Origin of the sequence: Yersinia kristensenii (assembly GCF_900460525.1) — a bacterium.
Classification (GTDB): domain Bacteria; phylum Pseudomonadota; class Gammaproteobacteria; order Enterobacterales; family Enterobacteriaceae; genus Yersinia; species Yersinia kristensenii.
In genome coordinates, this window is record NZ_UHIY01000001.1 from 4,180,290 (window position 1) to 4,206,276 (window position 25,987).

A 25,987-nucleotide genomic window follows, 5' to 3' on the forward strand; every position below is an offset into this window, starting at 1 on the left:
GATTATGCAGAATGGTGCGATAGTGCCTGAATCTTCAACAATAATTGTTCAGCTTGATCGGGAGGTAACTGCGCATCTACTGGCAAATACCACCAATTGGGCTGAGCAAAAGCTCGGCACTTAACAGCATCTTTTTCAGTCATTAGTAAAATTTGTGGCCCGGACGTCAGCGAGCTAAGTTGGGACAGTGAATAATCCTGATGGTCGGCGAAAGCATATTCCTTTTTGAGTTCAATACCGAGCAGACTTAGCGTAGCAAAAAAACGCGGGGGATGGCCGATGCCAGCCATGGCAACAACATGCTGTAATTGTTGCGCAGGAAAACGTTCGCCTGTCACCAAATTGACCGCCTCCCGTGCAACCAGTTGCATTGGTATTTCACCAGTGGCGGCAATACCGCCATTGGTTATCACTGCATCGACTGAGCGCAATCGCCCTGCCCGCTCGCGCATCGGGCCTGCGGGCAGCCACCAGCCATTACCAAAGCGGCGAACACCATCAATCACCACCAGCTCAAAATCCCGCTGTAATGCATAATGCTGTAAGCCGTCATCAGTAATGATGAAGTCCAAATTATGAGATTTCAGTAATGCTTGGACCGCATCAGAACGCTTCGGCGAGACCGCAACTGGGGCACCTGTTCGTTGATAAATTAGAACAGGTTCATCACCGGCCTGAGTGGTTGTAGTCTCGCTGGATAGTAATAACGGATACACAGACTTGCCGCCATAACCACGGGACACAACTCCGATGCGATAACCCCGCTGTTTTAGCTGTTCCACCAACCAAATAACCACCGGCGTTTTACCATTACCGCCGACAGTCAGGTTGCCCACAATGATAATAGGCACGGGGGAGCGCCATGCTGAACGCCACCCCAGAGTATAACTGACACGGATAAGCCAAGTGATCACACCATATAGCCAGGACAGTGGCAGCAATAACAAATACAGCCAAGACTTCCCAGACCAAATACGCTCAATCATTGGCCAAACTGCATACGGTTAAGTTGAGCATAAACGCCCTTTTTCGCCAGCAATTCTGCATGCATGCCACGCTCCACAATGCGCCCGTCCTCAATGACCAGAATCTCATCCGCTTTTTCAATGGTCGACAAACGGTGGGCAATAACCAGTGAAGTACGGTTTTTCTGCAATTCATCCAATGCGGCCTGAATTGCCCGCTCTGATTCAGTATCCAGTGCTGAAGTCGCTTCATCCAGAATCAATATTGGGCAGTCCCGTAACAGCGCCCGTGCAATGGCAATACGCTGACGCTGGCCACCAGAGAGCATGACACCGTTTTCACCAATCACGGTATCCAGGCCATTTTCCATTTTATTGATAAAGTCCATGGCATAAGCCATGCGGGCAGCTTCTTCAATTTCAGCACGGCTGTATTGCTCATCACGGGCATAAGCAATGTTATTAGCCACCGTATCATTGAATAGATGAACATTTTGTGACACCAACGCGACCTGGTTGCGTAATGCCCCCAACCGGTAATCACGCAAGTCATGGCCATCCAACAAAATACTGCCTTCGCTGACATCATAGAAACGGGTCATTAAATTAGCGATAGTTGACTTACCAGAGCCTGATCGCCCCACTAATGCAACTGTTTTACCTGCATCAATATGCATATTGATGTCATTCAGTGCTGGAGTATCTTTACCCGGATAGTAGAACGTCACATGGCGGAATTCTATTTCGCCTTTAGCGCGTTCAACTTCCAGTTTACCCTCGTCTTTTTCCTGCTCCATATCCAGAATAGTGAACAGCGTCTGACAAGCAGCCATTCCACGTTGGAATTGAGCATTCACATTGGTCAGTGATTTCAATGGTCGCATCAGCGCAATCATGGCTGAGAACACCACAGTAATGGTACCAGCGGTCAGGGTTTCCATCACACTCGGGAAGCTTGCTGCATACAGGACAAATGCCAGAGCAAAAGAGGCAATCAACTGAATAATAGGATCTGAAATAGAAGAAGCAGAAACCAGTTTCATCCCTTGTTGGCGCATGCGATTACTAACAGCTTCAAAGCGCTCAGTTTCAACTTTTTGGCCGCCGAAGATCAAAACTTCTTTATGCCCTTTCAGCATTTGCTCTGCACTGGTGGTAACTTCACCCATGGTGCTTTGCATATTTTTACTGATATTGCGAAAACGCTTAGATACCAACCGAATAGAAATCGACACAATCGGTGCAATGACGATTAAAATCAGCGACAACTGCCAGCTGTAATAAAACATCATAATAAACAAACCGATAATAGAAGCCCCTTCTCGCACCACTGTCACCAGTGCACCAGAAGATGATGCTGCTACTTGTTCGGAGTCATAAGTAATACGTGATAGCAACGTACCTGTTGATTGCTGATCAAAAAATGAAACCGGCATCCCCATCATATGGCTGAATAAGCGGCGACGGATATGCATCACCACTTTGCCGGAGACCCACGAGATGCAATAGCTTGAAATAAAGCCTGTTATACCTCGAACCACCATTAAGCCGATAACGGCCAGAGGCATCCATTTTAAAATTGAGCTATTAGCCTTACCAAAACCATCGTCGAGCAAGGGTTTTAGTAATGACAGCATAAAGGTGTCACTGGCAGCATTAAGGATTAATGCTATCGCCGCAACAACAAGACCGGTCTTATAAGGAGAGATCAATGGCCAGAGGCGACGAAACGTCTGCCAAGTGGATAGATCTTTATCATTCATCATGCAAATACCAGCACCAGAAGAAATAGCGGCCCATTCTACTCATTATGGCCTCCAACGCCAAATTGCTGGTGATACCAACGAGGCATTAAATGTTCCCTATAACCATTAATTTGCCAACTATCGCTGTAAAAATAAACACTTAATTGCCCCGACACCGAGGTATCATGCCAAATAATGTTATTTTTTTGATAGCGTTTAGTCACTTTTCTGGCCGGAAGATGCCATTGGTTATAGCGTGCAACAGAGGCAAAAGCCAATTCCGGCTTTACTGCCCGCAGAAAAGGGGGTGTAGAAGAGGTATTGCTCCCATGATGAGGAACCTGCAGTAACGTTGAAGCTAATTTAGCACGAGAATTTTTAATCAACTCTCTCTCACTGCGCATTTCAAGGTCACCAGTCAGTAATAAGCTGTGTTTGCCATCATCAACACGAATCACACATGAATCATCATTCTGAGCATTAGCAACCTGCACTCGCGGCCATAACACTTCAAAATTCAAACCTTGCCACTGCCATGCTACCCCTTGTTTGCAGGGCAAAGTATTTACAGCATCTTTTAAGGGAAAAGGAGCACGAACCGTCGCCATGGGAAAAGCAGTCTGAATCTCGGCTAGACCTCCAGTATGATCCTGATGATCATGACTGAGAATAATTTGCTCAACAGTGATACCCCGCCAACGTAAATAAGGCAAAATCACCATTGATGCCATGCTGCCAGTTGCCCAGCGATTACCTGTATCAAAAATAATGGCTTTCCCCTTGTGCTCAATGACTACCGCCAGACCATGCCCAATATCTAACATATCAACCCGCCATTGGTATTCATCACGGCGCTGAGTCAATAATACTAGATTCACACAAAGCACCATGACCCCAATAGAATAGTTACGCCACCATCCAAAACGCCATATAAACATGGCTAGCCAACCACTGAATCCGATAGCAACTGATGCCGTTCCAGTATGAAACCAGCCCATTCTCATCAGACTCAGCGGGAAGAGTACCGCAGTCAACGATATATCAGCCAACGACCAGAACACCCCAGCAACCACAGGAAGGAGAGAGAAAGCCAAAGCCAGCAAAACACAAGGGACAGTAATTAAGGAAACGAGAGGCACTGCCCACAGGTTTGCAAGTATCGAGAATAAACTGATGCCGCGAAACAACGTTATTTGCAACGGCATCAACAGCAACATCATACCTAATTGCAAATGGATCGCGCGAATAACTAGCCCTTGCCAACCCGTTTTAAAACGCGGGGAAAGCGGTACCCAATAAAACCAACATATCAAACTAAATACCGCCAAACAGGAGAGCCAAAAACTATCCGAAAGTATTGCAAGAGGATCACTAAGTAAAATTAGCGCTAGTGCCCATAACCATACTTGCCATGCACTACAGGAGACATTAAAAAGCCTAAGCAGCAACCATAATGTCAGTGCCATAGCAGCTCTAACTGCCGGGGGATTCGCCCCTGCTAGCCAAACGTAAATAACAGCAACCATCCAGCCAGTTAATAGCGGAAACAGCGGACCAACTCGACTAACCGGCAGTAAAAACTGAATCGCCCGAGCCAGCCCCCCACCAAATAACGCCGCCATAGCAATGTGTAAACCTGAAATCGCCATTAAATGGGCCGTACCGGTATCACGCAACATCGCCCAATACTGGGGTTCCAGTTGGCTCCTTTCACCAAAAGCCAGTGCCAGCAATATCTGCCGTTGTTTATAGGGTTCAAGTTGCCGTTCCACAACACGGATGATTTGCTGACGAGCATTACAAGGCGCATCAAGTAATTCGGCTCTAATGATTCGTCCCTGTAATGGACGGCGATTTGCTATAGCCCAACGCTGGCTATCAAAACCGCCTTCGTTGAGCAAACTATGCACACCTCGCATTCGCAGCCAGAACTGCCATTGTTGCCCAGCACAATAATCCAGGCCCTCTTGCCATTTGACGGTGACCTTAATAGCAGGAAATACTTTCTTCCCATTTACCTGCTGAATATCTAATAGAACCTTATTACCTTCTACCCAAACCAAATGTGAATTATTTATTGTGGCGACGATCTGTTGATCTCCCTGAGTGAATTGCTCAATCTGCATCAACATCTTATCGCCGTGCCAACATCCCCAAACAAAACTCATCAGAGCCAATGTAAGACACTGACAATAAGTATTGCCGCTAACCCATAGCAATGCGCCCAATGCCAGTAACACGCCAATCACCCTGGGGCCTGGGAGATGAGGTAGCAAAATAAGAGGTAAAAGACCCGCGATGATAGCAAACGCGCAATGATCTGTTGATAAAGTGATAAGCAACCATCCATGTTATGACTCTCAAATAGCCTCATGGCTATCCGCTCACTGTGGGTGAGAAACTGATTCTCTATGTAGATTGGCTATAGGGCCAGCACCACTGACAGGAGTTCCGAGCCGATACGCGAACAGTTTTATTGAGTTGCAAAATCTGCAAAAGAAATGCGGGATGCCTCTAAAATAATCAGGAATATATTGATGGATAAAGCATTTTGGCAAGGGAGGGCGTCAGGATTAAGAGACAAAAACAAATAAAAACGGTGCCTCTAGGGGCACCGTTTCGTATCAGCTTTATATCCTTTCACTGGAAGCAATAGCTCCGAGTGTTTTGGACATAGATAATAACGCGGTAAGCTGTAAACAACTTAACCGTAGATATTAGCGCGATCACGCAACTCTTTACCTGGCTTAAAGTGTGGAACGTACTTACCTTCCAACTCAACTTTATCACCAGTTTTCGGGTTACGACCAACACGCGGAGCACGGTAGTGAAGAGAAAAACTGCCAAATCCGCGGATCTCAATGCGCTCACCTTCAGCTAGTGTTCCAGCCATATGTTCAAGCATTTCTTTCACTGCATCCTCAACGGCCTTCGCCGGAATATGAGAGTGCTGGCCAGCAAGTCTTTCAATAAGTTCAGACTTGGTCATATAACCTCCAAGCTTTGCAGCTAAACTACCGTATAGGGGCGAAAACATCGCCCCCCGTTATTACTCGCCTTTTGCAGCTTTGAACGCTTCTGCCATTGCGCTAGAGAAGTTGCCTTCTTCTGGCTTGTTGTTAACTGTAGCAATAGCATCTTTCTCATCAGCTTCGTCTTTAGCACGAACAGACAGGCTGATTACGCGGTTTTTGCGGTCAACGCCAGTATATTTGGCTTCAACTTCATCACCGACGTTCAGAACCAGCGTCGCATCTTCAACACGGTCGCGAGTTGCTTCAGAAGCACGCAGATAACCTTCTACGCCGCCTGCCAATTCAACTGTAGCACCTTTAGCGTCAACTGCAGTGACTTTACCAGTAACAATAGCACCTTTCTTGTTAACAGACAGGTAGTTATTGAACGGATCTTCAGCCAGTTGTTTCACGCCCAAGGAGATACGCTCACGTTCTGCGTCAACTTGCAGAACCACAGCTGCGATTTCGTCGCCTTTCTTGTATTCACGAACAGCTTCTTCGCCTGCAACGTTCCAGGAGATATCAGACAGGTGAACCAGGCCGTCGATGCCGCCGTCCAGGCCGATGAAGATACCGAAGTCAGTGATAGACTTGATTTTACCTTCAACGCGGTCGTTTTTGTTGTGGGTTTCTGCAAACAGCTGCCATGGGTTAGATTTGCACTGTTTCAGGCCCAGAGAAATACGACGACGTTCTTCATCGATGTCCAGAACCATAACTTCCACTACGTCGCCAACGTTAACAACTTTAGACGGGTGAATGTTTTTGTTGGTCCAATCCATTTCTGAAACGTGTACCAGACCTTCAACGCCTTCTTCGATTTCTACGAAGCAGCCGTAATCAGTCAGGTTAGTTACACGGCCAGTCAGCTTAGTGCTTTCTGGGTAACGTTTAGCGATAGCAACCCATGGATCTTCGCCCAGCTGTTTCAAGCCAAGGGATACACGAGTACGTTCGCGGTCGAATTTCAGAACTTTAACAGTGATTTCGTCGCCCACATTGACGATTTCGCTTGGGTGTTTAACACGTTTCCAAGCCATGTCAGTAATGTGCAGCAAGCCATCAACGCCGCCCAGATCAACGAATGCACCATAGTCAGTCAGGTTCTTAACGATACCCTTAACTTCCATGCCTTCTTGCAGGTTTTCCAGCAATTGATCACGCTCAGCGCTGTTCTCAGATTCGATAACTGCACGACGAGAAACAACTACGTTGTTGCGTTTCTGATCCAGCTTGATGACTTTGAACTCAAGCTCTTTGCCTTCCAGATGCAGAGTATCGCGAACTGGGCGCACATCAACCAGTGAACCAGGTAAGAACGCACGGATGCCGTTCAGTTCAACTGTAAAGCCGCCCTTCACTTTGCCGTTGATCACACCAGTAACGGTTGCAGCTTCTTCGTAAGCTTTTTCCAGCATCAGCCATGCTTCATGGCGCTTAGCTTTCTCACGGGACAGCAGAGTTTCACCGAAGCCGTCTTCAACTGCGTCCAGTGCAACGTCAACTTCATCGCCGACTTGAATTTCCAGTTCACCTTGCGCGTTCTTGAACTGTTCTGCTGGAATTGCTGACTCAGATTTCAGACCGGCGTCAACCAGTACGATATCTTTATCGATAGAAACAACAACACCACGGACGATAGAGCCCGGACGTGTTTCAATTGTTTTCAGGGATTCTTCAAAGAGTTGAGCAAAAGATTCTGTCATGTTTATAATCTTCAGGATTCTTAAGTTTAACGTCCATCTAGCATCCCGCCGGATGGGGTTGTTTCACATGCCTCGCCACACATCCTTGCAGCAAGGTTAAAGTGCTCATCAAAAATAATTTTATTTAAAAAAATCGTTGAGAGCTCAGAACTGACCGCATTGTCGTTATTTTTTTAACGACAATGCTAGAATTCGTTGGGCATAAGCCAGCGCCTGTTCGATCACCTGCTCGATGGACATACTGGTTGAATCCAGTACCAACGCATCTGCCGCAGGGACTAAAGGTGCAATAGCCCGATTACGATCGCGAGAGTCCCGCTCCTGTATCTCGGACAAAAGACGTTCAAAGTTAACATTAAACCCCTTTTCCTGCAACTGTAGCATACGCCTGTGTGCACGTTCTTGTGAACTTGCATCAAGAAATATTTTCACCGGGGCATCGGGGAACACCACCGTGCCCATGTCACGGCCATCTGCTATCAGGCCGGGCGGCTCACGGAAAGCCCGCTGACGACGCAACAATGCTTCACGCACCCGAGGAAAAGCCGCTGCCTGGGATGCCGTATTTCCCACAGTTTCAGTGCGAATCTCATTACTGACATCCTCACCTTCTAAAATGACTTTTAACTGCCCATTTTGCGAAACAAAACGAACATCGAGATGTGCGGCAAGTGGAACTAATGCCTCTTCGGTGCTGATATCTACCTGGTGATGCAGTGCCGCCAAAGCTAAAACACGGTATATCGCACCGGAATCCAGCAAACGCCAGTCCAACGATTCAGCCAATGCTTTGCAAAGCGTACCTTTACCTGCACCACTTGGTCCATCAACGGTTATCACCGGGGCTGACGCCGTCATTTATCTCTCCTTTCGGTAGGCAAAACCTCTTGTCTACCCAGCAGGGCAAACACAGGAGCAGTATTATACGCTGCATCGATGTGAACTGTTACCCTGCGGTGGTTTAGTTGCTGAAAATAAAACCACAAGCCGTGGCTGGAGTGTAGAAGAGATGGGAAAGATAGCCAGAAAAAATATTTATTCTTTATATATTAACAAGCAGATATCAGAAATTTGTACATAAACTCTGTAACCAAATCAGATAATCAAATGATTCATTTGAACTAATATCACCGTTTTTTTTTGCAAAAATTCACTATAAACGGAGGGTTTTCGTTCTTCATCTCAAGTCTGTTATCAAATCTTTCCAATTTGCTGAATACGACAGATACCAACAATCCAACATCCGTGGCGTTTACTGGTCTCACGTGCAATCATAACAAATTGAATTAATAGAAAATTTCCAGGTTTCATTATAGCTTTTTGCCGCTAAACCCTTAGGAATCCCATACTCTAAGCGCGGGAAATATACATCTGCTTTAGTTGGCAATCTTCCTCTTCCAGCCCTTTCATTCATTTGATATCAGAGAATCCCATCCCAGCATATTTGGATTTTTCAGTGCTAGTTATTGGCCTCCAAAACACCTCAGTCTCGACAACATCCTTCACATACTGACTACTTTCAACTTCTTTCAGAACTCGCAATAGCTGGATTTTAGTTAAACATATTTCCTGCATGGTAGCTCTCCTAAATGGTTGTATTTAAACCAGAGAACCTTACTAAGTGATAAACCTAAATTCAGAGGGGCTACAACACGACGAGGGTCTCAAGGGATTCGACGAAATATTTTACAATGTAGTAAGGAAGCAATTTCTTACCTACTTTCTCAACACTGACTTCTTTTGTCTTCTCACCAGATGAGGTTGAGCACGGAAACGGTATAACCACCACTTTCGATATTCAGCGTCAGATATTGCGCCCCATTACAACCATACGAACAACGCCGATCTACTGTTGCGACATTACAAACTATTGTCTTAACTATGTGAGAGAGCTTTAATAATTTTCTGAGCTGCAGAATCAACTGAAAATTCGGACTCTAGTAATTGCCTAGCAAAGATTCCAGTATCATAACGGTATTGAGCATCTAAATATAATTTTTCAGCCGCAGAAAATAAAGCATCATCATCGCCATTAATACAAACAACTCCGGCGCGCGTTTTATTTATCAAACTCTTTAAATCATTTCCTACATTAACACTCCCGAGAATTGGGATTTTTGCAACCATATACCCTAATAGTTTTCCAGGAAAGTTATGGCTTGTATGATTAGCCGATAAAGAAAATAACCCGATATCAACCTCAGATAAAACAAACTTAAACTCATCCTGAGAAATTGAAGGTAAATAACTGAAATTTTTCAATCCCCAATCAACAGATAATTGGTTGATAAGCGAAACTTCATCCCCTTGTCCTATATACAAAAAATGAGCACCATCGTATTTGCTCATTCTCCTGGTCAATCGCATCAAGTTAGCCATATCTTGGGCATGACCGATGTTGCCACCGTAAAAAAAATTACTTTACCCTCTAAACCAAGTCGTGCTCTGATTGATGGGTAACTATTAGGAGGAGGAGTAATAGGTGATAACATCGCCCAATTATGTAAAACCTCTGTAGGGTATCCCCTATAATCAGCGTTAAATACATCTATATTATTTTTTGACATCAAGCCGATCATATCAGCCTGATTACAGGAATACTTTTCAAAAAATCTGAAGTATCGTTCGATCAAGGAGCCCTTATTAATCATACCAGCATCAATTGCCCAGCGCGGAAAAAGATCCCTTAAAACCAAGTATGCTTTACATTGACAACGATTCTTTAAAAATTTTACTAGTCCTCCCCAAAATATAGATGGGGAGTAATAAATAATACCGTCAAAGGTATCTTTATCAACCCTCGATTTTATAGCATGGCAAGCACGCCAGGAAAGCAACGATTCATTAATAGCACGTTTTACTTTACCAACATCTTTGATCTCACCACTTTTAAAACGCCAGATATTGATACCATCAAGTGTACTTGTGATTAACGGTTCATCCTGGTCACGACCAGGGGTAATCACAGTTATCTGATGCCACTGTTGCAAATGTATAGCAAGTTCATGAAACATTTTAGCGGCTACGCGAGTGCTATCAGGTAGATAATCATCAATGATCAACGCTAATTTCAAAGTGATTTCCTCCATACGACGCGATTTACATAATCTGTATAACTTAAAATAGTACGCAATACTTTTTCCGAAACATTCGGCGCTATATAGTCACGGACTTTATTTATCAACCGAGCTGCACCTCGAGGTTGATTTTCAAGAATAGCAATTGCTTGTAAAATTCGCTCGACGCTCATTCCCGTGAACATCACCGCCCCTTCTTCAAACCCTTCAGGGCGTTCCTGGGCTTCTCTAATATTGATCGCTGGGAAATTTAAAATTGAAGACTCTTCTGTGATGGTTCCACTATCACTTAGTACAACTTTTGCATCCATTTGTAAGCGAACATAATCGCTAAATCCTAATGGTTTTAACAAATTAACTAATGGGTGAAATTGTAATCCCAACATCTCTATTTTCTTTCTAGTCCTTGGATGAGTTGACACAATAATCGGATATTGGTATTTAACAGCTAACTCATTTAGTACTTCTACATAACTGTAGATATTTTTATCAGAGTCGACATTTTCTTCACGATGAACACTTACTAAAAAATATTCACTCTTATTGAGAGATAAACGGCTAACGATATCAGATTTATTAATTTTGTCATGGTAGAAACTTAACACTTCATCCATTGGACTACCGGTTTTAATAATTAGATCTGGTCTAAGCCCTTCATTTAATAGGTACTCACGCGCAATATCGCTGTATGGCATGTTGACATCGGAAATATGATCAACAATTTTTCTGTTTATTTCTTCGGGTACACGGAGATCAAAACAACGATTACCTGCCTCCATATGGAATATGGGAATTTTTCTACGTTTGGCAGATATAGCAGCTAACGCACTATTAGTGTCACCGAGAATTAGCAGAGCATCCGGCTTTAATTCTGCAAAAATTTTGTCTGACTTGCTGATTACCTGAGCCATCGTTTCCGCTGCACTGTTCCCTGCACATTCCAAAAATATATCAGGTGAACGAATATCCAAATCATCAAAAAATATTTGATTAAGTTCATAATCGTAATTTTGACCAGTATGAACTAAGGTATGCGTACAATATTCATCAAGTTTTGCGATGGTACGCGACAATCTAATAATTTCAGGTCTAGTACCAACGATTGTCATCACATTTAATTTTTGCATGGAAAATACCTCGTTACATAATCGTTATGCATAAATTCAATCAATTCGCGCCACGTTGGTGGATTGAAATTAATTGCATCTCTCAGTTTTTTTTGAATCAAGCGAACGGTCGATAACTAATTGTTCTGATTTATTAATTTTAACGGAATGACCATAAATTTCTGACACTAACGAAATTAATGAAAATTTATCAATCGGATCAACAGAAAGATGATATAAACCAGTTAAACTATTATCAACGAGGATTTTTTCTGCCAGTAATTTAGCTATATAAGAAGTTGGTAAGCCGGAAAAAATTGCCTTTGAAAATCCATTAACTTCATTCTGTTGTTTTAAAAACCAATCAATTAAACTCACTGCTGAGCTTAGTTCATGACCAATAATAGATGTTCTTAAAGTCAAATGCCGACCATAGTTGACTTCACCTAAATATTTTGACTTGCCATAAATATCTGTTGAATTAGGGAGGTCAAGTTCATTATATAAACCAGTTTTACCATCGAAAACACAGTCGGTCGAAAAATGAATATATTTTGCTTCATATTTATCACATAAAGCGGCTAATTGGTGCGGTAATAATGAATTGATTTTAATTGCAGGAACATACTGCTTTGCAATTTCATGTTGCTTTATTAAGCCAATACAATTTATCACAACATCTGGTTTGGCTAATTTGATGGCATTATCAATGCTATCAATATCAGTAGCATCTACATTAAGCAGTAAATTCTCTTGGAGCTTATTAAAGTATATCTCTTTACCTGCCATACTACGTGCCGTACCGATAACATTTAACTGCTTGTACTCATTCAGATTGGCAAACAGACTGTAACCCAGCATACCTGTTGCACCTAAGATCAATACATTCACGGTTAGACCCCTTCTGGTACCAACAGATTGCCTGCTTCAATTTCACGAATAAAATCAAGCTTACGTAAAAGCACTTTCATTCCTTCAACATCTAATCGCAGAGTATTATGGGAATTATAATCCTCAACGAGAGAAAGGTCCCTTTCACCATTTTCAAAATACTTTGAGTAATTCAAGTCTCGATTATCTGCTGCTACGCGATAATAATTCCCTTCTTCTTGGGCAACAAACATCTCTTCACGGCTACAAAGAGCTTCATACTGTTTTTCACCATGACGAGTACCTATGATATTAACTAGATGCTCAGGCTTATTCATTATTTCCAACAATGCTTTTACCAAAGTATCTATGGTCGCAGCAGGCGCTTTTTGTACAAAAATATCACCATTTTGTCCATGTTCAAATGCATGTAAAACCAAGTCTACTGCATCATCTAATGTCATCATAAAGCGAGTCATATTAGGGTCAGTAATAGTAATAGGATCACCATTTACAACCTGCCTGATAAATAGCGGTATAACTGAGCCTCTTGAAGCCATCACATTACCATAACGGGTACAACATATGGTTGTATTTGTATTTACTAAATTACGGCTTTTAGCAACAATAACTTTTTCCATCATTGCTTTAGAAATCCCCATTGCATTAATAGGGTAAACCGCTTTATCTGTACTCAAGCAAACAACCCTTTCTACTCCATGAGTAATGGCTGCTTCCAAAACGTTTTCAGTGCCAATAACATTAGTTTTTACTGCTTCTAATGGATAGAACTCACAGGATGGAACTTGCTTAAGTGCGGCAGCATGGTATATATAATCGACCCCACGCATTGCATTAGATACGCTCTGATAATCCCGCACATCACCTATATAAAATTTTAGTTTATCCGATTTGAAATATTTACGCATATCATCTTGTTTTTTCTCATCACGTGAAAAAATCCTAATTTCACTAATTTCTGTATTTAAAAAACGATGAAGAACTGCGTTACCAAATGAACCTGTACCACCAGTAATTAACAGTACTTTATTTTTAAACATTGTCACCTCCAATAGTCTCTAGATATTTCCAAGTTTTCAAAGCCGTTTTTTCCCACATGTAATTATCTCTTAAAGAAATAGATTTCCCTCTCATTTCCTTCAATAAAATCGGATTATTAAAAGCCTCAGAAATTTTAATTGAAATATCCTCGTAACTATTTTCATCAAAATATAACGCAGCATCCTTTGCAAACTCAGGCATAGGTTCTGTTTTTGATGCTAATATAGGAACGCCACATCCAATAGCTTCTAATAAGATATTAGGACAATTTTCACACGAGGAAGGAAAGATAAATAGCGATGCACCTTTATATATAGCAGGTAGCTCTTCATATATTACCTTACCTTTGAAAATAACGAAATTCTCAAGTTGGTTATCTTGAACATAGCGTATACAGTCGGAATAGGCGGGTTCCATAAACTCGCCAACAAGAATTAATTGATATGCCTGTTTTATAGTTTCGGGTAATAAAGCATATGCTTTTAATAAATTTAAGTGGTTTTTATACGGCTCAAATCTAGAAACATACAGAATATATTTACCTTTTCTATTATCCAACTCTTCATCAGGATTCACACCCGGATTAAAATGATTAGATATTCCATGAGGTATAACTTGTGATGCATTGATTTTCATCAATTTTTTCACGACGTTGCGAGCATAATTAGAAATAAAAATAACACTGTCTGCAGACTTCATTGTTCGAGACATTAATAATTTTAATATTATATTTTTTATCTTAAGTCTACGATTTGGAAGAGCGCCTTGAGCTTTAGAGTCAAAAGGCAGCATATTTCTAAACATTGTCACTTTGGGAATAGCAAAAGAAAAAAATGTAAAGTCCATTCCGCCTGGAACAAATAATACATTGGCTCTGACAAATAGTAATAGTATTGGGAGATATAACGACTCCCATAGCATTCTAAAAAAAATATTCTGATTAGCAAATTTAGTTGTTATATATTTAATTCTCTTATCACTAGGAATTATGGATGGGTCAGGACATACGATATAAATTTCACATTGCTGTTCAGATGATATATTGGAGAGTAAATTAGATATATAGGTTTTTCCTCCACCAACTTTAGCTGACAATGCATTAATAAAAATACGATGCATATTTAATCTCCAATCACGCTTAAATATTTTTTACCAATAAAAGAAAGTGTCTTCTCAGACAAGAGATTTTCAACCTCTCCTCTAGATAACATCTTATTGCCATTATCGAGAATAAATTGCTCTATCTCATCAGGGCTGGTATTTTTATCTATATTTAATACGAGTGGGTATTCATCAAAACTTGAAAATCCATTCGAGCTAAGAAAATTCAATATTGGTTTACCCGTTGCCATGCATTCATAAATTTTACTAGGCGACATCGGGCATGACTCATTCTCAACATTGATTAATATATTGAGATTTTTCATCAATTCTAATGCCTCATGTCTTGCGACAACACCATGATAATTTATTCTTTTTGATTCAATTAATTTAATCCCATTTAACGGCCCATAAAAATCAAACTGGCATTTTGTTGCTAAATAGTTACTCAAACTACAAATTTTATCCGTTGCCAAATGAGGTTCTCTGATTCCTTTATGGAATGCACCTATATAGCCAATTTTAAGTTTTAAATTAAGTGGAGTTACTGGATTATTATAAAATTCATCAATATTAACCAGATGAGGAATTACTGTAAATTTTGTCACATCTGGATGCGCAGCTCGGTATAGATCGTATGTTTTCTCATTTGTTAAAGAAATTAAATCAGCAATATTAAAGATTTTTTTTTCAATCCAATGATTGAGTTTTTTATATAAATAGTAGTTATTGACAGGCATTTCTTTAGAGACAGAGAATGGATCTCCAAAATCTACAATAAACTTGGCATTTCTATTATATATTTTATAAGTAGAAGACGCGATCAATGCGGAAAATGTTGGAGAATAACCAATGACCAAATCATATTTTTCTTTGCGCAATTTGAATACTTGATATAAAGAAAATGGAAGCCAATGCCACAACCCATCAGGCCAAAATATTTTTCTATATGTATACTTCACCAAAGATAATAATTTTGATTTTAAGCTATCAGCGCTCTTATTCGATGCACTAACAAAATTCGAATGTCCTTTTTTTACAGTAAAAGGAAAATTTCCTCTATAGATACTATTTCCGTTATCCTGTTCGTCAGTCACCCCACCACAGATAAAATCTACACTATGCCCTTGTTGTAAAAAAAAACATCTTAGCAGTGCCCATCTATAAGAATGTGCAGTTGCACTTGGCGGATAATGATAATTTACTATAAGTATTTTCATGTAGTGGACTTTTTACCATACTTTAATGCACATAGACCAACCAATGTAATAAAAGGTATTATTAACATAACATACCTTGAATTAATTGTGGGATTTAAGAACCAAACTAAAAAAAATGAAGGTACAATCGACATTACATATTTTGCTTTAGTTCTCATGAAATAACTATATTTATAAAAAGCTTTAACAATCCAAGGGGATAATAATATAAAAACAAATAATTGTGGTATATTTTTTAATTTTGAAACATCAATACCGTCTGAAGAATAGAAATTTACAGAATCAAAAACACTATAAAATGATTGCATTAACCTGATCGGGTTTAATAACAGAGATCCTATTCCATAGTTAATATTCATTTTATATATAAATGCACTAAGCCCATCACTCAATGTACTTTCACTAATAATTAAACCCTGATATCTACTTATATAACCATTTATTAAAGACATAAATAAATAAACAATCAGAAAATTTTTCAATGTTGGTTTAGAGTATATAAAAAACAGATATATACATATTATTGCCGGTAATTGAATTCTTACAAAAAATGAAAAAACAAAGATAAAAAATATACCTATCTTTTTATTATACAGTGCATACTCAATTAATTTATACAATATAAATATTGTAAATACGTCTTTATTAATTAACTGTGCAAAATACCAAAAACTGCTATTGAGAACAAATAACCACGTTATGCAAATACTTAAGCCAAGTTTCTGCACTATTCTTTTAAAACTTATAAAGCATAATAAAAAAATATAGAGATTAAGTATTAATGATAACTTTTCTGGAACAATGCTAAATCCTAATGATTCTAATATTCCAAAATAAACATAGTAAATAATTGCTATACCTATATTATTGACCCCAGCAAAGTCAATATATCCATTTTTTAAATTCTGATAGTTCTTATAATATATTGAGTGATCGATTATATTTGCTGGGAAAAGATAGCCATATATAGGTTCATGACTATCAATTCCACCAACGATAAATTGCAAATAATAAATAATGCAACATACAAAAAAAACAATAAACATATAATATGATATTAAGTGCATGAACATATCATTTTTATGGAGTTTGTTCATAAAGCGCTCCATTGGACAGTTATGATGCTTATTATAGCCATAATCAATGATGATAATAAAAAGAAAAATACCAATCTAGAATATTTAATATGGTATTCTCTTTCTGAGAATATAAATGTCGCTAATAAGAGAACTATTGTACCTACTAAAGAAGACATTAAAATATCTTGTATGTTTTTAGAGAAAATCATCAATGTAATAGTTATTACAATAGACAAAAAATATGAATACGATATATATTTTGTTTTCCCTGATAATTTAACACCAGTCTCTAATATATCTTTAACGATCAATAAACCTGACGGTAAGATAGCTAGAAAAATTAATGATTTTACGCCTTCGTAACCATTGTGAAAATATACATCTATTATCCAACATCCAATGTAATGGATGGCGATCGAACTAACCACAATAAATAATAGTAATAGCTTTAATATTTTATTGATTTTCCCCTCTAGATCACTATTATTCTCATTCTTGTATAAGTATGGGTTCCAGGCCATAGTAAACGCAATGTATAATAATTGAAACGGAGCTGCAAACTTTACAGATAAGCCAAGTAACGCAACTACTTTAGGGCCAAAATAATATAAGACAATAAATCTATTACCAAATTGAATAAAAAAACTTCCAATTCTTGCGGGTATTTGTGGTAGAGAAAAATCTATGGATTGTTTAAGAAAAGAAAAATCCGCCTGTAACTCTCTCCCCCCTTTTGTTTTCCATAGAATCAATACGGAACCCAAAAAAAAACACCATCAACCAACCAGATAAAATGCCCATCACATACCCAAAATTTCCTAATTTTTCAATAACGACTAAAATATAGGTTATAAGTGCAGTCACAAACACCTGACTCAAAGTGATAATATAAAACAACCCTTCTTGCTCTGAATATCTAAAATAGATTAAAAAAATCGATGATAAATTAAAGAAAAGGCAACTCAATGCTATAATTGTTATATTTATTGACTCTATTTCAGAACCAAATAAAACAATAGATATTCGATTTGAAAAAATAAAAATAATAAAAAAAACAATAATTGACAATAAAAATATAACCATTAACAGTGCATATGCATAATTTAATTTATTTTTCACCTTATACATATATCGTTGCACTGCAGTTTCGAGCTGTATTGAACCAAATATGATTATAAAATTAAATAATGCGACGAGAACCTCAATACGCCCATAATCCTCAATAGGGATTGCAGAAAGATAGAATGGCAATAGCAGTATTGGAAGCATGCGAGATGCCCCCGTAATACAGCCATAAATTAATATGCTTTTAAAAAGATTATTGCTTGACATCAAAAAATCTTATATACCATGGCATTGCTTCTTCAACTCCATCAAAGATATTATGTGACGCTATATAACATAAAGACCGTTTAGCTTTACTAATATCAGCTTGAGAATGACGAACATCACCTGAACGGAAGTCCTGATAGACAGCTGATTTCTCATATACAACGTTATTATTTCTTAGAGCGTTTTTAAGAGCATTAAATAACTCATTAAGTGTTGTTCTATCACCAACCGCAACATTATAGACTTCATTTTTAGCCGCATCGTTAGCCAAAGCAGCGAGAATATTCATTTGCACAACATTCTCGATATAACAGAAATCCCTACTTGTTTCACCATCGCCATTAATAAAAACATCGTCATTGTTGATCATAGCAGATGTCCATTTTGGAATAACCGCCGCGTAAGCTCCATTCGGATCCTGTCGCTTACCGAACACATTGAAATAACGAAGTCCAATAGTTTTAAAGCCATAGGTACGTGCAAAAACTTGTGCGTAAAGCTCATTCACGTATTTAGTCACTGCATAAGGCGAAAGAGGATTACCAATATTTTCTTCAACTTTAGGTAGTGCTGGATGATCACCATATGTAGAACTGCTGGCCGCGTAGGTAAAACTGTCTACCTTCTTATCTCTAGCTGCCACTAACATATTTAAAAAACCGGTAATATTTGCAGCATTAGTGGTCAAAGGATCAGCGATTGAACGAGGTACAGACCCTAATGCCGCTTCATGCAAAACATAGTTAACACCAACTACCGCTTTTTGACATACATCGGCATCACAAATATCACCTTCGATAAAAGTAAATTGCGCCCATTGGTCTGCCGTAACCAGCGATTGAACCTCATCAAGGTTGTATTGATGACCGGTTGAAAAATTATCCAGGCCAACAACTTTCTGATTAAGTAATAGTAAAGATTCCAAGAGATTAGAACCTATAAACCCTGCCACACCCGTTATTAACCATGTTTTCTGATTATCTCGCAGATAATTTTTAATTTCGTCAAATTTCACAATAATTCCTTGTTCCGATATAGTTCATATCACATTTCTGTGAGGTTAAATTACAATCTAATATCAACAATTTTCGGGTCAATAATATATTTCAGATCGTAAATAACACCGTTCGGCTTAACCAACCCTTTAATGTCATCATTTGACAAGGCTTTAAACTGTGAATGGGCAACGGTAAAAATCACACCATCATATTGATTAATTGGCATATTCTTAAGAACATCAATCCCATACTCGTGTTTTGCTTCTTCCGCATTAACCCACGGGTCGTAAACATCAGCAATTACATTATATTCTTTAAGTTCACTGATAATATCAACGACTTTAGTATTACGCAGATCAGGACAGTTTTCTTTGAAAGTTAATCCCATTAATAGGATCCTTGCCCCTTCAACCTGAACCCGTTTCTTAATCATAGCTTTAATTAACTGAGAAGCGACATATTTGCTCATTGAATCATTGATACGTCGCCCAGAAAGTATAACTTCAGGATGGTAACCAATAGCCTGAGCTTTGTGCGTGAGGTAGTATGGATCTACACCGATGCAGTGCCCACCCACCAAACCTGGACGGAACGGCAAAAAATTCCATTTGGTACCCGCTGCTTTAAGAACTTCTTCGGTATCTATACCTAATTTATTAAAAATTACAGCAAGTTCATTAATTAACGCGATATTGAGGTCACGCTGAGTATTCTCAATCACTTTAGCGGCTTCAGCCACCTGAATAGAAGAGGCTTTGTGAGTACCAGCAGTAATGATGCTCTTATATAGCTCATCAACAAATTCGGCAGTTACTGGAGTGGAGCCTGAAGTAACTTTCTTAATTGTGGTGACACGGTGTTCTTTATCGCCTGGATTAATACGTTCAGGGCTATAACCCGCATAAAAGTCTTTATTGAATTTAAGCCCTGATACTTTTTCTAGCACTGGAATACAAACTTCTTCCGTTGCGCCTGGATAAACAGTTGATTCATATACTACAACATCATTGACTTTGAGTACTTTACCTAAAGTTTCTGAAGCCTTAACTAAAGGAGTCAAATCAGGCTGTTTATAATCATCAATTGGAGTCGGAACCGTAACGATATAAACATTACAGTTTTTCAGCCGTTCAACGTCTGATGAATAGGTTAAAAAACTCGCATCTTTTAACTCTTCTGAAGAGCATTCAAGAGTAAAATCCACACCCTCACTTAACTCCTCAATCCTTTTGCTATTGATATCAAAACCAAGAGTATGAAATTTTTTACCAAACTCAACTGCTAGAGGCAAACCAACATATCCCAGCCCAATTATGCCTATTCTGCAGTTATTTAGATCAACACCCATTATTTATTTCCTGATAATTTTTAGAAAACACATAAAGTTAGCAATAAGTTTAGTGCTATATGGTCAATTAATCTCCACGGGCATCAATTCAAATAGAGATGTAATAGAAAATATAAGAGTGGAATATCAATAATATGTATTTATATCACTCTGTTTCAATATCGAACATATGAGTAAGAGCGCCAAGCACGCTACCGCCCCTGGCTTAACAGCTACCAGTACACTGAACTTCTTTTTGATCCTTGATTATCAACTTGTTTTCAAGGATATACTGCAACGCATTTAAATGACTACTGCTTACTAAGTGACCTATTTAGCCAATGTAAATAGTCATGCCGAAGTTTAGTTCAATAAATGAACAGCTATCATTTAGATGAGGATCACAGATGCTAAAACTAGAACACCTCTCTGTTTGATGATTACTCATCGAAAAAGCGGTGGTCAGTCCCATAATAAATGTTGAACACTTCCTCATAGCCACTTTAGGCTCACATGATTATTTACCCGTACTTGACTACGGCCAATTTTGTTAGAGTGCACAACCATAGAAGCTAAATTGTAGAGCAGTGGATTTGTGCTCGTATCATTGAGCACCACAACTGGTGGTATCACAACAAATGGATTATCACTGGCGACCGGACGAATACACTTAATGGCGTAATCCAAGCCAAGTGATTGAACTTTAAGGACGTTCACGATGTTCACGCCCAGAAGGCTAGTAGGATGTACTTCAGACTGCCACTGTTGCCTCACATATTGACTCAGCAGTGCTTCAAGCTCATAAAGCATGTCAGAATGGTTTTCGACCGAGTTATCAGAAGAGTAGTGAGGGACTAGAACAATTCCGTTGATAACCAAAGCCACAATTTTATGGACAATGTATTGAATCATCGGCTTATCTACAATCGGTAACATCTCTTTTGATATAACGTCAATTCCAGGCAACATGTGAATCCCAACACATGTTACCGGAACAATGGCTTCCCAATTACTCATATTCAGTTCCACCGCTGAAATGGTTGCTGGGGATTATAGTCTTTTCGTGCTCTGATGCCAGCATCCATTGCTCTCTCAAATTTTGTATTCCATCTGATCCCTCAAGCGGGAGATAAGATGTCGTAGAGACAGGATTATTCCCGCCCCCTCTCGCGCCACTGTCAATCAGCGTCGACATTGACCAGATATCAGGCTTGTTCCATCATTTAGATCACTATGAATCATGGCCCGTTTGCAAGATCTCATTGTGATGTGTTACCACATCATTGTCATCCTCGAAGAGGCTCACCCATTCGTCAAAGCTCAGGTTCGTTATGATGAACGCATTTTTTATATGACTGACCTATCAAGCAAAATATTTTTCAGCTTGTTCCAACAAATTATCTTATTGGACATTAAGCATTTTTATATTTACTCGATCACACTTATCACGTAGAGACTCATACTTATGTGACCGTTCTCTCTTAGATAATGATTACTTATGAATCATAACAATAATGTAACGAAAAAAACATTGAAAGCTTTCCTAAATCCATTGATTTATCTGGTCTTTTTTTCACCAATGGTGAAAGAAAGTGATTATCATCGTTTTTATCTTTCTGACGATCATTCTCATACTAATATATATTACTGATGGCAGCGTCTTCTGTAAAAGGCCAGGAACTGCCGTTGTGCATTAACTACGCGAGTAATTTACCGATTACAAAGTAAGATCCTTGTAGGTTCCCCGTAGCCACGGGGAACTTTCAATCAGGAACCTAAAGAGTTATAGATTAAATAAATCGGTGAGGTACTAAAATTCGCCAGGCAACTACATGCCCCATAATCCCTGTCTACAAATCTATATACCGGCTCATCTTATGCTGAGAAATCCGGCAAAGATTGATCAGGCCAATTGGCTCAGCCGCGCTAATTGCTCGAAGTAATCAGGGAAGGTCTTCGCGGTACATTTAGGATCAAGGATAGTGACCTGAGTGTCAGATAAAGCCACCAGCGAGAAACACATAGCCATACGGTGGTCATTATAAGTGCCTATTTCTGCTGCGATTAACTGCGTTGGAGGCACCACACGAATGTAATCCTGCCCCTCTTCCACTTCCGCGCCCACTTTTCTCAATTCTGTTGCCATCGCGGATAAGCGGTCGGTTTCTTTCACTCGCCAGTTATAGATATTACGAATAGTCGTCGGGCCATCGGCAAACAGTGCGGTGGTGGCAATAGTCATCGCAGCATCAGGAATATGGTTCATATCCATATCAATTCCCTGCAATGTTCCCCGGCTGCACTCGATATAATCATCACCCCAACTCACTTTAGCGCCCATTTTCTCCAGCACATCAGCAAATTTGGTATCACCCTGCACACTTTTTTTACCAATACCGGTTACACGTACTGTTCCGCCTTTAATCGCGGCGGCCGCGAGGAAATAAGAAGCAGAAGAAGCATCGCCCTCAACCAGATAGGTGCCTGGTGAGTGGTAGGTCTGCCCGCCTTTAATGTGGAAAACCTGATAGTTTTCATGCACAACATCCACACCGAAAGTTTTCATCAGATGCAGGGTGATGTCGATGTAAGGTTTAGATACCAACTCCCCTTGAATCTGAATATCAGTATCTTGCTCCGCTAAGGGGGCTGTCATCAGGAGCGCTGTCAGGAATTGGCTGGAAACACTGCCATCTACGGTCAGTTTGCCGCCACGGAAACCACCACGTAAGCGCAACGGCGGATAATTTTCTTGCTCCAGATAATCAATCTGCGCCCCCCCCTGGCGCAATGCATCAACCAAATGACCAATTGGCCGCTCTTTCATGCGCGGTTCACCGGTTAATATGATGTCATTGTTGCCCAGACACAGGGCCGCCGCCAAAGGGCGCATCGCCGTTCCTGCATTGCCCAAGAACAGTTCTACTGGTTGGTCGGCAACCAACTTGCCGCCCAGCCCATCAACTTCACAGCGCGTTCTGTCGGCAGAAAGACGGAATTTCACGCCTAATGCCTGTAGTGCATTGAGCATATGGCGGATGTCATCACTGTCTAACAAGTTATTCAGCTGGGTCGTCCCCTCGGCCAGCGCTGCCAGAAGAAGTGCACGGTTAGAAACACTTTTAGATCCGGGTAAGTTAACTGTGCCATTAATCAGGGCAATGGGGTGTAAAGTCAGGGATTCCAGCATGGGAAAAGCACTCTCCAGTCTTTGATGAACAACAGCCCCGTACAGGACGGGGCTGTTGTAATTACTTAATAAATAAAACCAAACAAACTAATATCTGCTCAGAGTAATCAACCATGGCGGCGTTCAAAGTCAGCCATAAAATCTGTTAATGCTTTAACACCTTCAATTGGCATCGCGTTATAGATAGAGGCACGCATACCCCCGGCAACACGGTGACCTTTTAAGGCTTGCAGCCCTTGGGCTTCTGCTTCACTCAAGAACAGTTTGTCCAGTGAAGGGTCTCTCATTTGGAAAGGCACATTCATCCAAGAGCGGTTAGCAATAGCAATCTGATTGCGGTAGAAGCCGGTTTTGTCGATAGCGCCATACAGTAATTCAGCTTTCGCCTGATTACGTTTTTCCATTTCCCCCAAACCGCCCTGCTCTTTCAGCCATTTAAATACCAGACCAGACAGATACCAGGCAAAAGTTGGCGGGGTGTTGAACATAGAATCGTTTTCTGCCAGCACCTTGTAATCAAGAATTGACGGCAGCTCCGTGCGAGCTTTACCGAGTAAGTCTTCACGCACGATAACCACGGTCAGACCAGCTGGGCCGATATTCTTCTGGGCACCTGCATAAATCACACCATAACGGCTGACATCAATAGGGCGGGAGAGAATGGATGAAGAGTAATCCGCAACCACGACTTTGCTGCCAAAATCAGGCTCTTCATTGATAGCCAACCCGTCAATGGTTTCATTCGGGCAGTAATGCACATAGGCGGCATTATCACTCAACTTCCATTGTTTCATCGGCTGAATACCTGTTCGGCCGCCAACATCAGTTTTCACATCAATCACATTCGGCGTACAGTATTTTTGTGCCTCATTGACCGCACTGTGCGCCCAATAGCCGCCGTCGATGTAATCGGCACTGTTATTGTCGCCGAGCAAATTTAGAGGCACAGCAGCGAACTGTGCGCGTGCGCCACCGTGGCAAAATAACACTTTATAATTGGCTGGGATCTGCATCAAATCGCGTAAATCTTTTTCAGCCTCTTCTGCGACCTGCATAAATTCTTTACTGCGGTGGCTGATTTCCATCACCGACGTACCCAGACCATGCCAGTTACGCAATTCCTGTTCCGCACGACGTAAAACTTCAACCGGTAGCATTGCTGGACCAGCGCTAAAATTATAAACCTGTGTCATTTCCCCTCACCACACTCTACTGAGATTGCCATCATTATCCTGACTCGGTTTTATCATTCGAGTCCGCCTGCTGCAACGGTTATTCACTCACGAAGGCGAAACTCGCCCTCTCTTCCACAGCAGGCTGTGCGTTATCTTGTCACTTATTTGAAATTATTCGCTAAAAATGGCTCAATCATGACCTTGTTACATGATAGATAACTCATTTTTCCCGCGGATGATGCAAAGCCTCGACCCAGTGGTGGTGACCGCAACATTGGCAAGTAGCATGTGAACCACCAGATAAAGTCATCATCAGGCCACATTGGTTACAAGCGTACCCCCCCGTTTTCTCTATCTTAATTAATGGTTTAATGCAGTTTTTTGGCAGTACAGGCAGGCCGGGCTTAACCTTGTCGGTACTGAAGAAAAAGACACTGATAGCCCCATTAACCTCCAGAATAGCTAGCCGCACCTGACCGAGATGCTCTACACCTTGTTGGCGCAACTCCATAAAAAATTCATCGTGTGTAATATTTTCCTGCTGCAAGGTTTTCCAAACAAAGACTCCATCGCTGATAATAATGAGTGGATCCCCTTCCATCCATTGTTGGATTTTTTCGCTGCGCGACATGAGGAAAGTGGCCAGTCGATACAAAAGCATAATGCTGATGAAGACCATAACCACCGGCAGTATTGGCACATCTTCATAAAAAGTGACATCACCGGCGGCTGAACCGAGAGTCAGAATAATAACCACTTCAAATAACGACATTTGCCGTACACCACGGCGGCCACTCAGCTTAAGAAATAAAAAAACCAACACAAAGGTCAATAAACACCGAAATCCCACTTCTGCTAAAAATTCAATCGGGAATTTATCCAGTGCCATCCGGTTGAAATCAAAAGTTTTCATTTCTTGTTATCCTACCGTCTAAAAAAGGTCAACACGTGTCACGCTACCTATTAAAGGTAGCTGGTTGAAGGTATTTGCATTTTTATTTCAGATTCAGATTACAG

Annotated in this window: 20 protein-coding genes and 1 pseudogene; all 21 read right to left on the reverse strand. The window is 40.4% G+C overall.

Going from position 1 to position 25,987, the window contains the following annotated elements:
- Positions 1-2: 2 nt before the first annotated feature.
- The 21 genes and pseudogenes from lpxK to DX162_RS19525 all read right to left on the reverse strand — a co-directional run bounded on the left by lpxK (position 3) and on the right by DX162_RS19525 (position 25,883).
- Positions 3-986 (reverse strand): tetraacyldisaccharide 4'-kinase, encoded by a 984-nt coding sequence (gene lpxK, locus DX162_RS19415; RefSeq protein WP_032820041.1) that lies wholly within the window; start codon positions 984-986, stop codon positions 3-5.
- Positions 983-2,731 (reverse strand): lipid A ABC transporter ATP-binding protein/permease MsbA, encoded by a 1,749-nt coding sequence (gene msbA, locus DX162_RS19420; RefSeq protein ID WP_004391094.1) that lies wholly within the window; start codon positions 2,729-2,731, stop codon positions 983-985. The genes lpxK and msbA overlap by 4 nt, the downstream gene beginning before the upstream one ends.
- Positions 2,732-2,766: 35 nt before the next feature.
- On the reverse strand, positions 2,767-5,052 hold the full coding sequence (locus DX162_RS19425; RefSeq protein WP_032820040.1) for a ComEC family protein: 2,286 nt from the start codon (positions 5,050-5,052) through the stop codon (positions 2,767-2,769).
- A 362-nt stretch (positions 5,053-5,414) separates the two neighbouring features.
- Complete coding sequence (gene ihfB, locus DX162_RS19430) at positions 5,415-5,699, reverse strand: integration host factor subunit beta (protein WP_032820038.1); 285 nt, start codon at positions 5,697-5,699, stop codon at positions 5,415-5,417.
- A 60-nt stretch (positions 5,700-5,759) separates the two neighbouring features.
- Positions 5,760-7,433 (reverse strand): 30S ribosomal protein S1, encoded by a 1,674-nt coding sequence (rpsA, locus tag DX162_RS19435; protein WP_004391091.1) that lies wholly within the window; start codon positions 7,431-7,433, stop codon positions 5,760-5,762.
- Positions 7,434-7,598: 165 nt separating this feature from the next.
- Positions 7,599-8,291 (reverse strand): (d)CMP kinase, encoded by a 693-nt coding sequence (gene cmk, locus DX162_RS19440; RefSeq protein WP_004391090.1) that lies wholly within the window; start codon positions 8,289-8,291, stop codon positions 7,599-7,601.
- A 1,017-nt stretch (positions 8,292-9,308) separates the two neighbouring features.
- Positions 9,309-10,507 (reverse strand): annotated as a pseudogene (locus DX162_RS19450) (glycosyltransferase family 4 protein).
- Positions 10,504-11,637: a non-hydrolyzing UDP-N-acetylglucosamine 2-epimerase gene (wecB, locus tag DX162_RS19455; protein ID WP_032820036.1), complete on the reverse strand. Its 1,134-nt coding sequence runs from the start codon at positions 11,635-11,637 to the stop codon at positions 10,504-10,506. The pseudogene DX162_RS19450 and the gene wecB overlap by 4 nt, the downstream one beginning before the upstream one ends.
- A 69-nt stretch (positions 11,638-11,706) precedes the next feature.
- Entirely contained in the window at positions 11,707-12,507 is an 801-nt protein-coding gene (locus DX162_RS19460; protein ID WP_244916313.1) for a dTDP-4-dehydrorhamnose reductase family protein, read from the reverse strand.
- A 2-nt stretch (positions 12,508-12,509) separates the two neighbouring features.
- On the reverse strand, positions 12,510-13,547 hold the full coding sequence (locus DX162_RS19465; protein WP_032820034.1) for a polysaccharide biosynthesis protein: 1,038 nt from the start codon (positions 13,545-13,547) through the stop codon (positions 12,510-12,512).
- Positions 13,540-14,667, reverse strand: a complete 1,128-nt coding sequence (locus tag DX162_RS19470; protein WP_004391084.1) for a glycosyltransferase family 4 protein — start codon at positions 14,665-14,667, stop codon at positions 13,540-13,542. The genes DX162_RS19465 and DX162_RS19470 overlap by 8 nt, the downstream gene beginning before the upstream one ends.
- 2 nt (positions 14,668-14,669) lie before the next feature.
- The gene (locus DX162_RS19475; protein ID WP_098080890.1) at positions 14,670-15,869 is read right to left on the reverse strand and encodes a glycosyltransferase family protein; all 1,200 of its coding nucleotides are present in this window, start codon (positions 15,867-15,869) and stop codon (positions 14,670-14,672) included.
- Positions 15,866-16,966: a hypothetical protein gene (locus DX162_RS19480; RefSeq protein WP_276329933.1), complete on the reverse strand. Its 1,101-nt coding sequence runs from the start codon at positions 16,964-16,966 to the stop codon at positions 15,866-15,868. Before DX162_RS19480 ends, DX162_RS19475 begins: the two co-directional genes overlap by 4 nt.
- Positions 16,963-17,712: a lipopolysaccharide biosynthesis protein gene (locus DX162_RS22795; protein WP_276329934.1), complete on the reverse strand. Its 750-nt coding sequence runs from the start codon at positions 17,710-17,712 to the stop codon at positions 16,963-16,965. Before DX162_RS22795 ends, DX162_RS19480 begins: the two co-directional genes overlap by 4 nt.
- Positions 17,642-18,280, reverse strand: a complete 639-nt coding sequence (locus DX162_RS22800; protein WP_276329935.1) for a polysaccharide biosynthesis protein — start codon at positions 18,278-18,280, stop codon at positions 17,642-17,644. The genes DX162_RS22795 and DX162_RS22800 overlap by 71 nt, the downstream gene beginning before the upstream one ends.
- A complete protein-coding gene (locus tag DX162_RS19490; RefSeq protein WP_004391080.1) occupies positions 18,267-19,295 on the reverse strand; it encodes an NAD-dependent epimerase/dehydratase family protein in 1,029 nt (342 codons plus the stop codon). The genes DX162_RS22800 and DX162_RS19490 overlap by 14 nt, the downstream gene beginning before the upstream one ends.
- A gap of 50 nt (positions 19,296-19,345) precedes the next feature.
- The gene (gene tviB / locus DX162_RS19495; protein WP_004391079.1) at positions 19,346-20,626 is read right to left on the reverse strand and encodes a Vi polysaccharide biosynthesis UDP-N-acetylglucosamine C-6 dehydrogenase TviB; all 1,281 of its coding nucleotides are present in this window, start codon (positions 20,624-20,626) and stop codon (positions 19,346-19,348) included.
- Between the two features lie 471 nt (positions 20,627-21,097).
- Positions 21,098-21,622 carry a hypothetical protein gene (locus DX162_RS19500; RefSeq protein ID WP_050413812.1) on the reverse strand — a complete coding sequence of 175 codons (525 nt, stop codon included), beginning with the start codon at positions 21,620-21,622 and terminating at the stop codon, positions 21,098-21,100.
- A gap of 886 nt (positions 21,623-22,508) precedes the next feature.
- A complete protein-coding gene (aroA, locus tag DX162_RS19515; protein WP_098080899.1) occupies positions 22,509-23,795 on the reverse strand; it encodes a 3-phosphoshikimate 1-carboxyvinyltransferase in 1,287 nt (428 codons plus the stop codon).
- Between the two features lie 107 nt (positions 23,796-23,902).
- Entirely contained in the window at positions 23,903-24,988 is a 1,086-nt protein-coding gene (gene serC, locus DX162_RS19520; protein WP_032820031.1) for a 3-phosphoserine/phosphohydroxythreonine transaminase, read from the reverse strand.
- Between the two features lie 202 nt (positions 24,989-25,190).
- Entirely contained in the window at positions 25,191-25,883 is a 693-nt protein-coding gene (locus DX162_RS19525) for a DUF421 domain-containing protein (protein WP_098080902.1), read from the reverse strand.
- Between the last annotated feature and the right edge of the window lie 104 nt (positions 25,884-25,987).

Excerpts from the sequence above, each read along its gene's own strand:
- DX162_RS19465 (WP_032820034.1), bottom strand. The coding sequence starts at position 13,547 with ATGTTTAAAAATAAAGTACTGTTAATTACTGGTGGTACAGGTTCATTT.
- msbA (WP_004391094.1), bottom strand. The coding sequence starts at position 2,731 with ATGATGAATGATAAAGATCTATCCACTTGGCAGACGTTTCGTCGCCTC.
- wecB (WP_032820036.1), bottom strand. The coding sequence starts at position 11,637 with ATGCAAAAATTAAATGTGATGACAATCGTTGGTACTAGACCTGAAATT.
- DX162_RS19470 (WP_004391084.1), bottom strand. The coding sequence starts at position 14,667 with ATGCATCGTATTTTTATTAATGCATTGTCAGCTAAAGTTGGTGGAGGA.
- DX162_RS19480 (WP_276329933.1), bottom strand. The coding sequence starts at position 16,966 with ATGAACAAACTCCATAAAAATGATATGTTCATGCACTTAATATCATAT.
- serC (WP_032820031.1), bottom strand. The coding sequence starts at position 24,988 with ATGACACAGGTTTATAATTTTAGCGCTGGTCCAGCAATGCTACCGGTT.
- DX162_RS19500 (WP_050413812.1), bottom strand. The coding sequence starts at position 21,622 with ATGAGTAATTGGGAAGCCATTGTTCCGGTAACATGTGTTGGGATTCAC.
- DX162_RS19475 (WP_098080890.1), bottom strand. The coding sequence starts at position 15,869 with ATGAAAATACTTATAGTAAATTATCATTATCCGCCAAGTGCAACTGCA.
- aroA (WP_098080899.1), bottom strand. The coding sequence starts at position 23,795 with ATGCTGGAATCCCTGACTTTACACCCCATTGCCCTGATTAATGGCACA.
- tviB (WP_004391079.1), bottom strand. The coding sequence starts at position 20,626 with ATGGGTGTTGATCTAAATAACTGCAGAATAGGCATAATTGGGCTGGGA.
- lpxK (WP_032820041.1), bottom strand. The coding sequence starts at position 986 with ATGATTGAGCGTATTTGGTCTGGGAAGTCTTGGCTGTATTTGTTATTG.
- cmk (WP_004391090.1), bottom strand. The coding sequence starts at position 8,291 with ATGACGGCGTCAGCCCCGGTGATAACCGTTGATGGACCAAGTGGTGCA.
- DX162_RS22800 (WP_276329935.1), bottom strand. The coding sequence starts at position 18,280 with ATGTCAAGCAATAATCTTTTTAAAAGCATATTAATTTATGGCTGTATT.
- rpsA (WP_004391091.1), bottom strand. The coding sequence starts at position 7,433 with ATGACAGAATCTTTTGCTCAACTCTTTGAAGAATCCCTGAAAACAATT.
- DX162_RS19525 (WP_098080902.1), bottom strand. The coding sequence starts at position 25,883 with ATGAAAACTTTTGATTTCAACCGGATGGCACTGGATAAATTCCCGATT.
- ihfB (WP_032820038.1), bottom strand. The coding sequence starts at position 5,699 with ATGACCAAGTCTGAACTTATTGAAAGACTTGCTGGCCAGCACTCTCAT.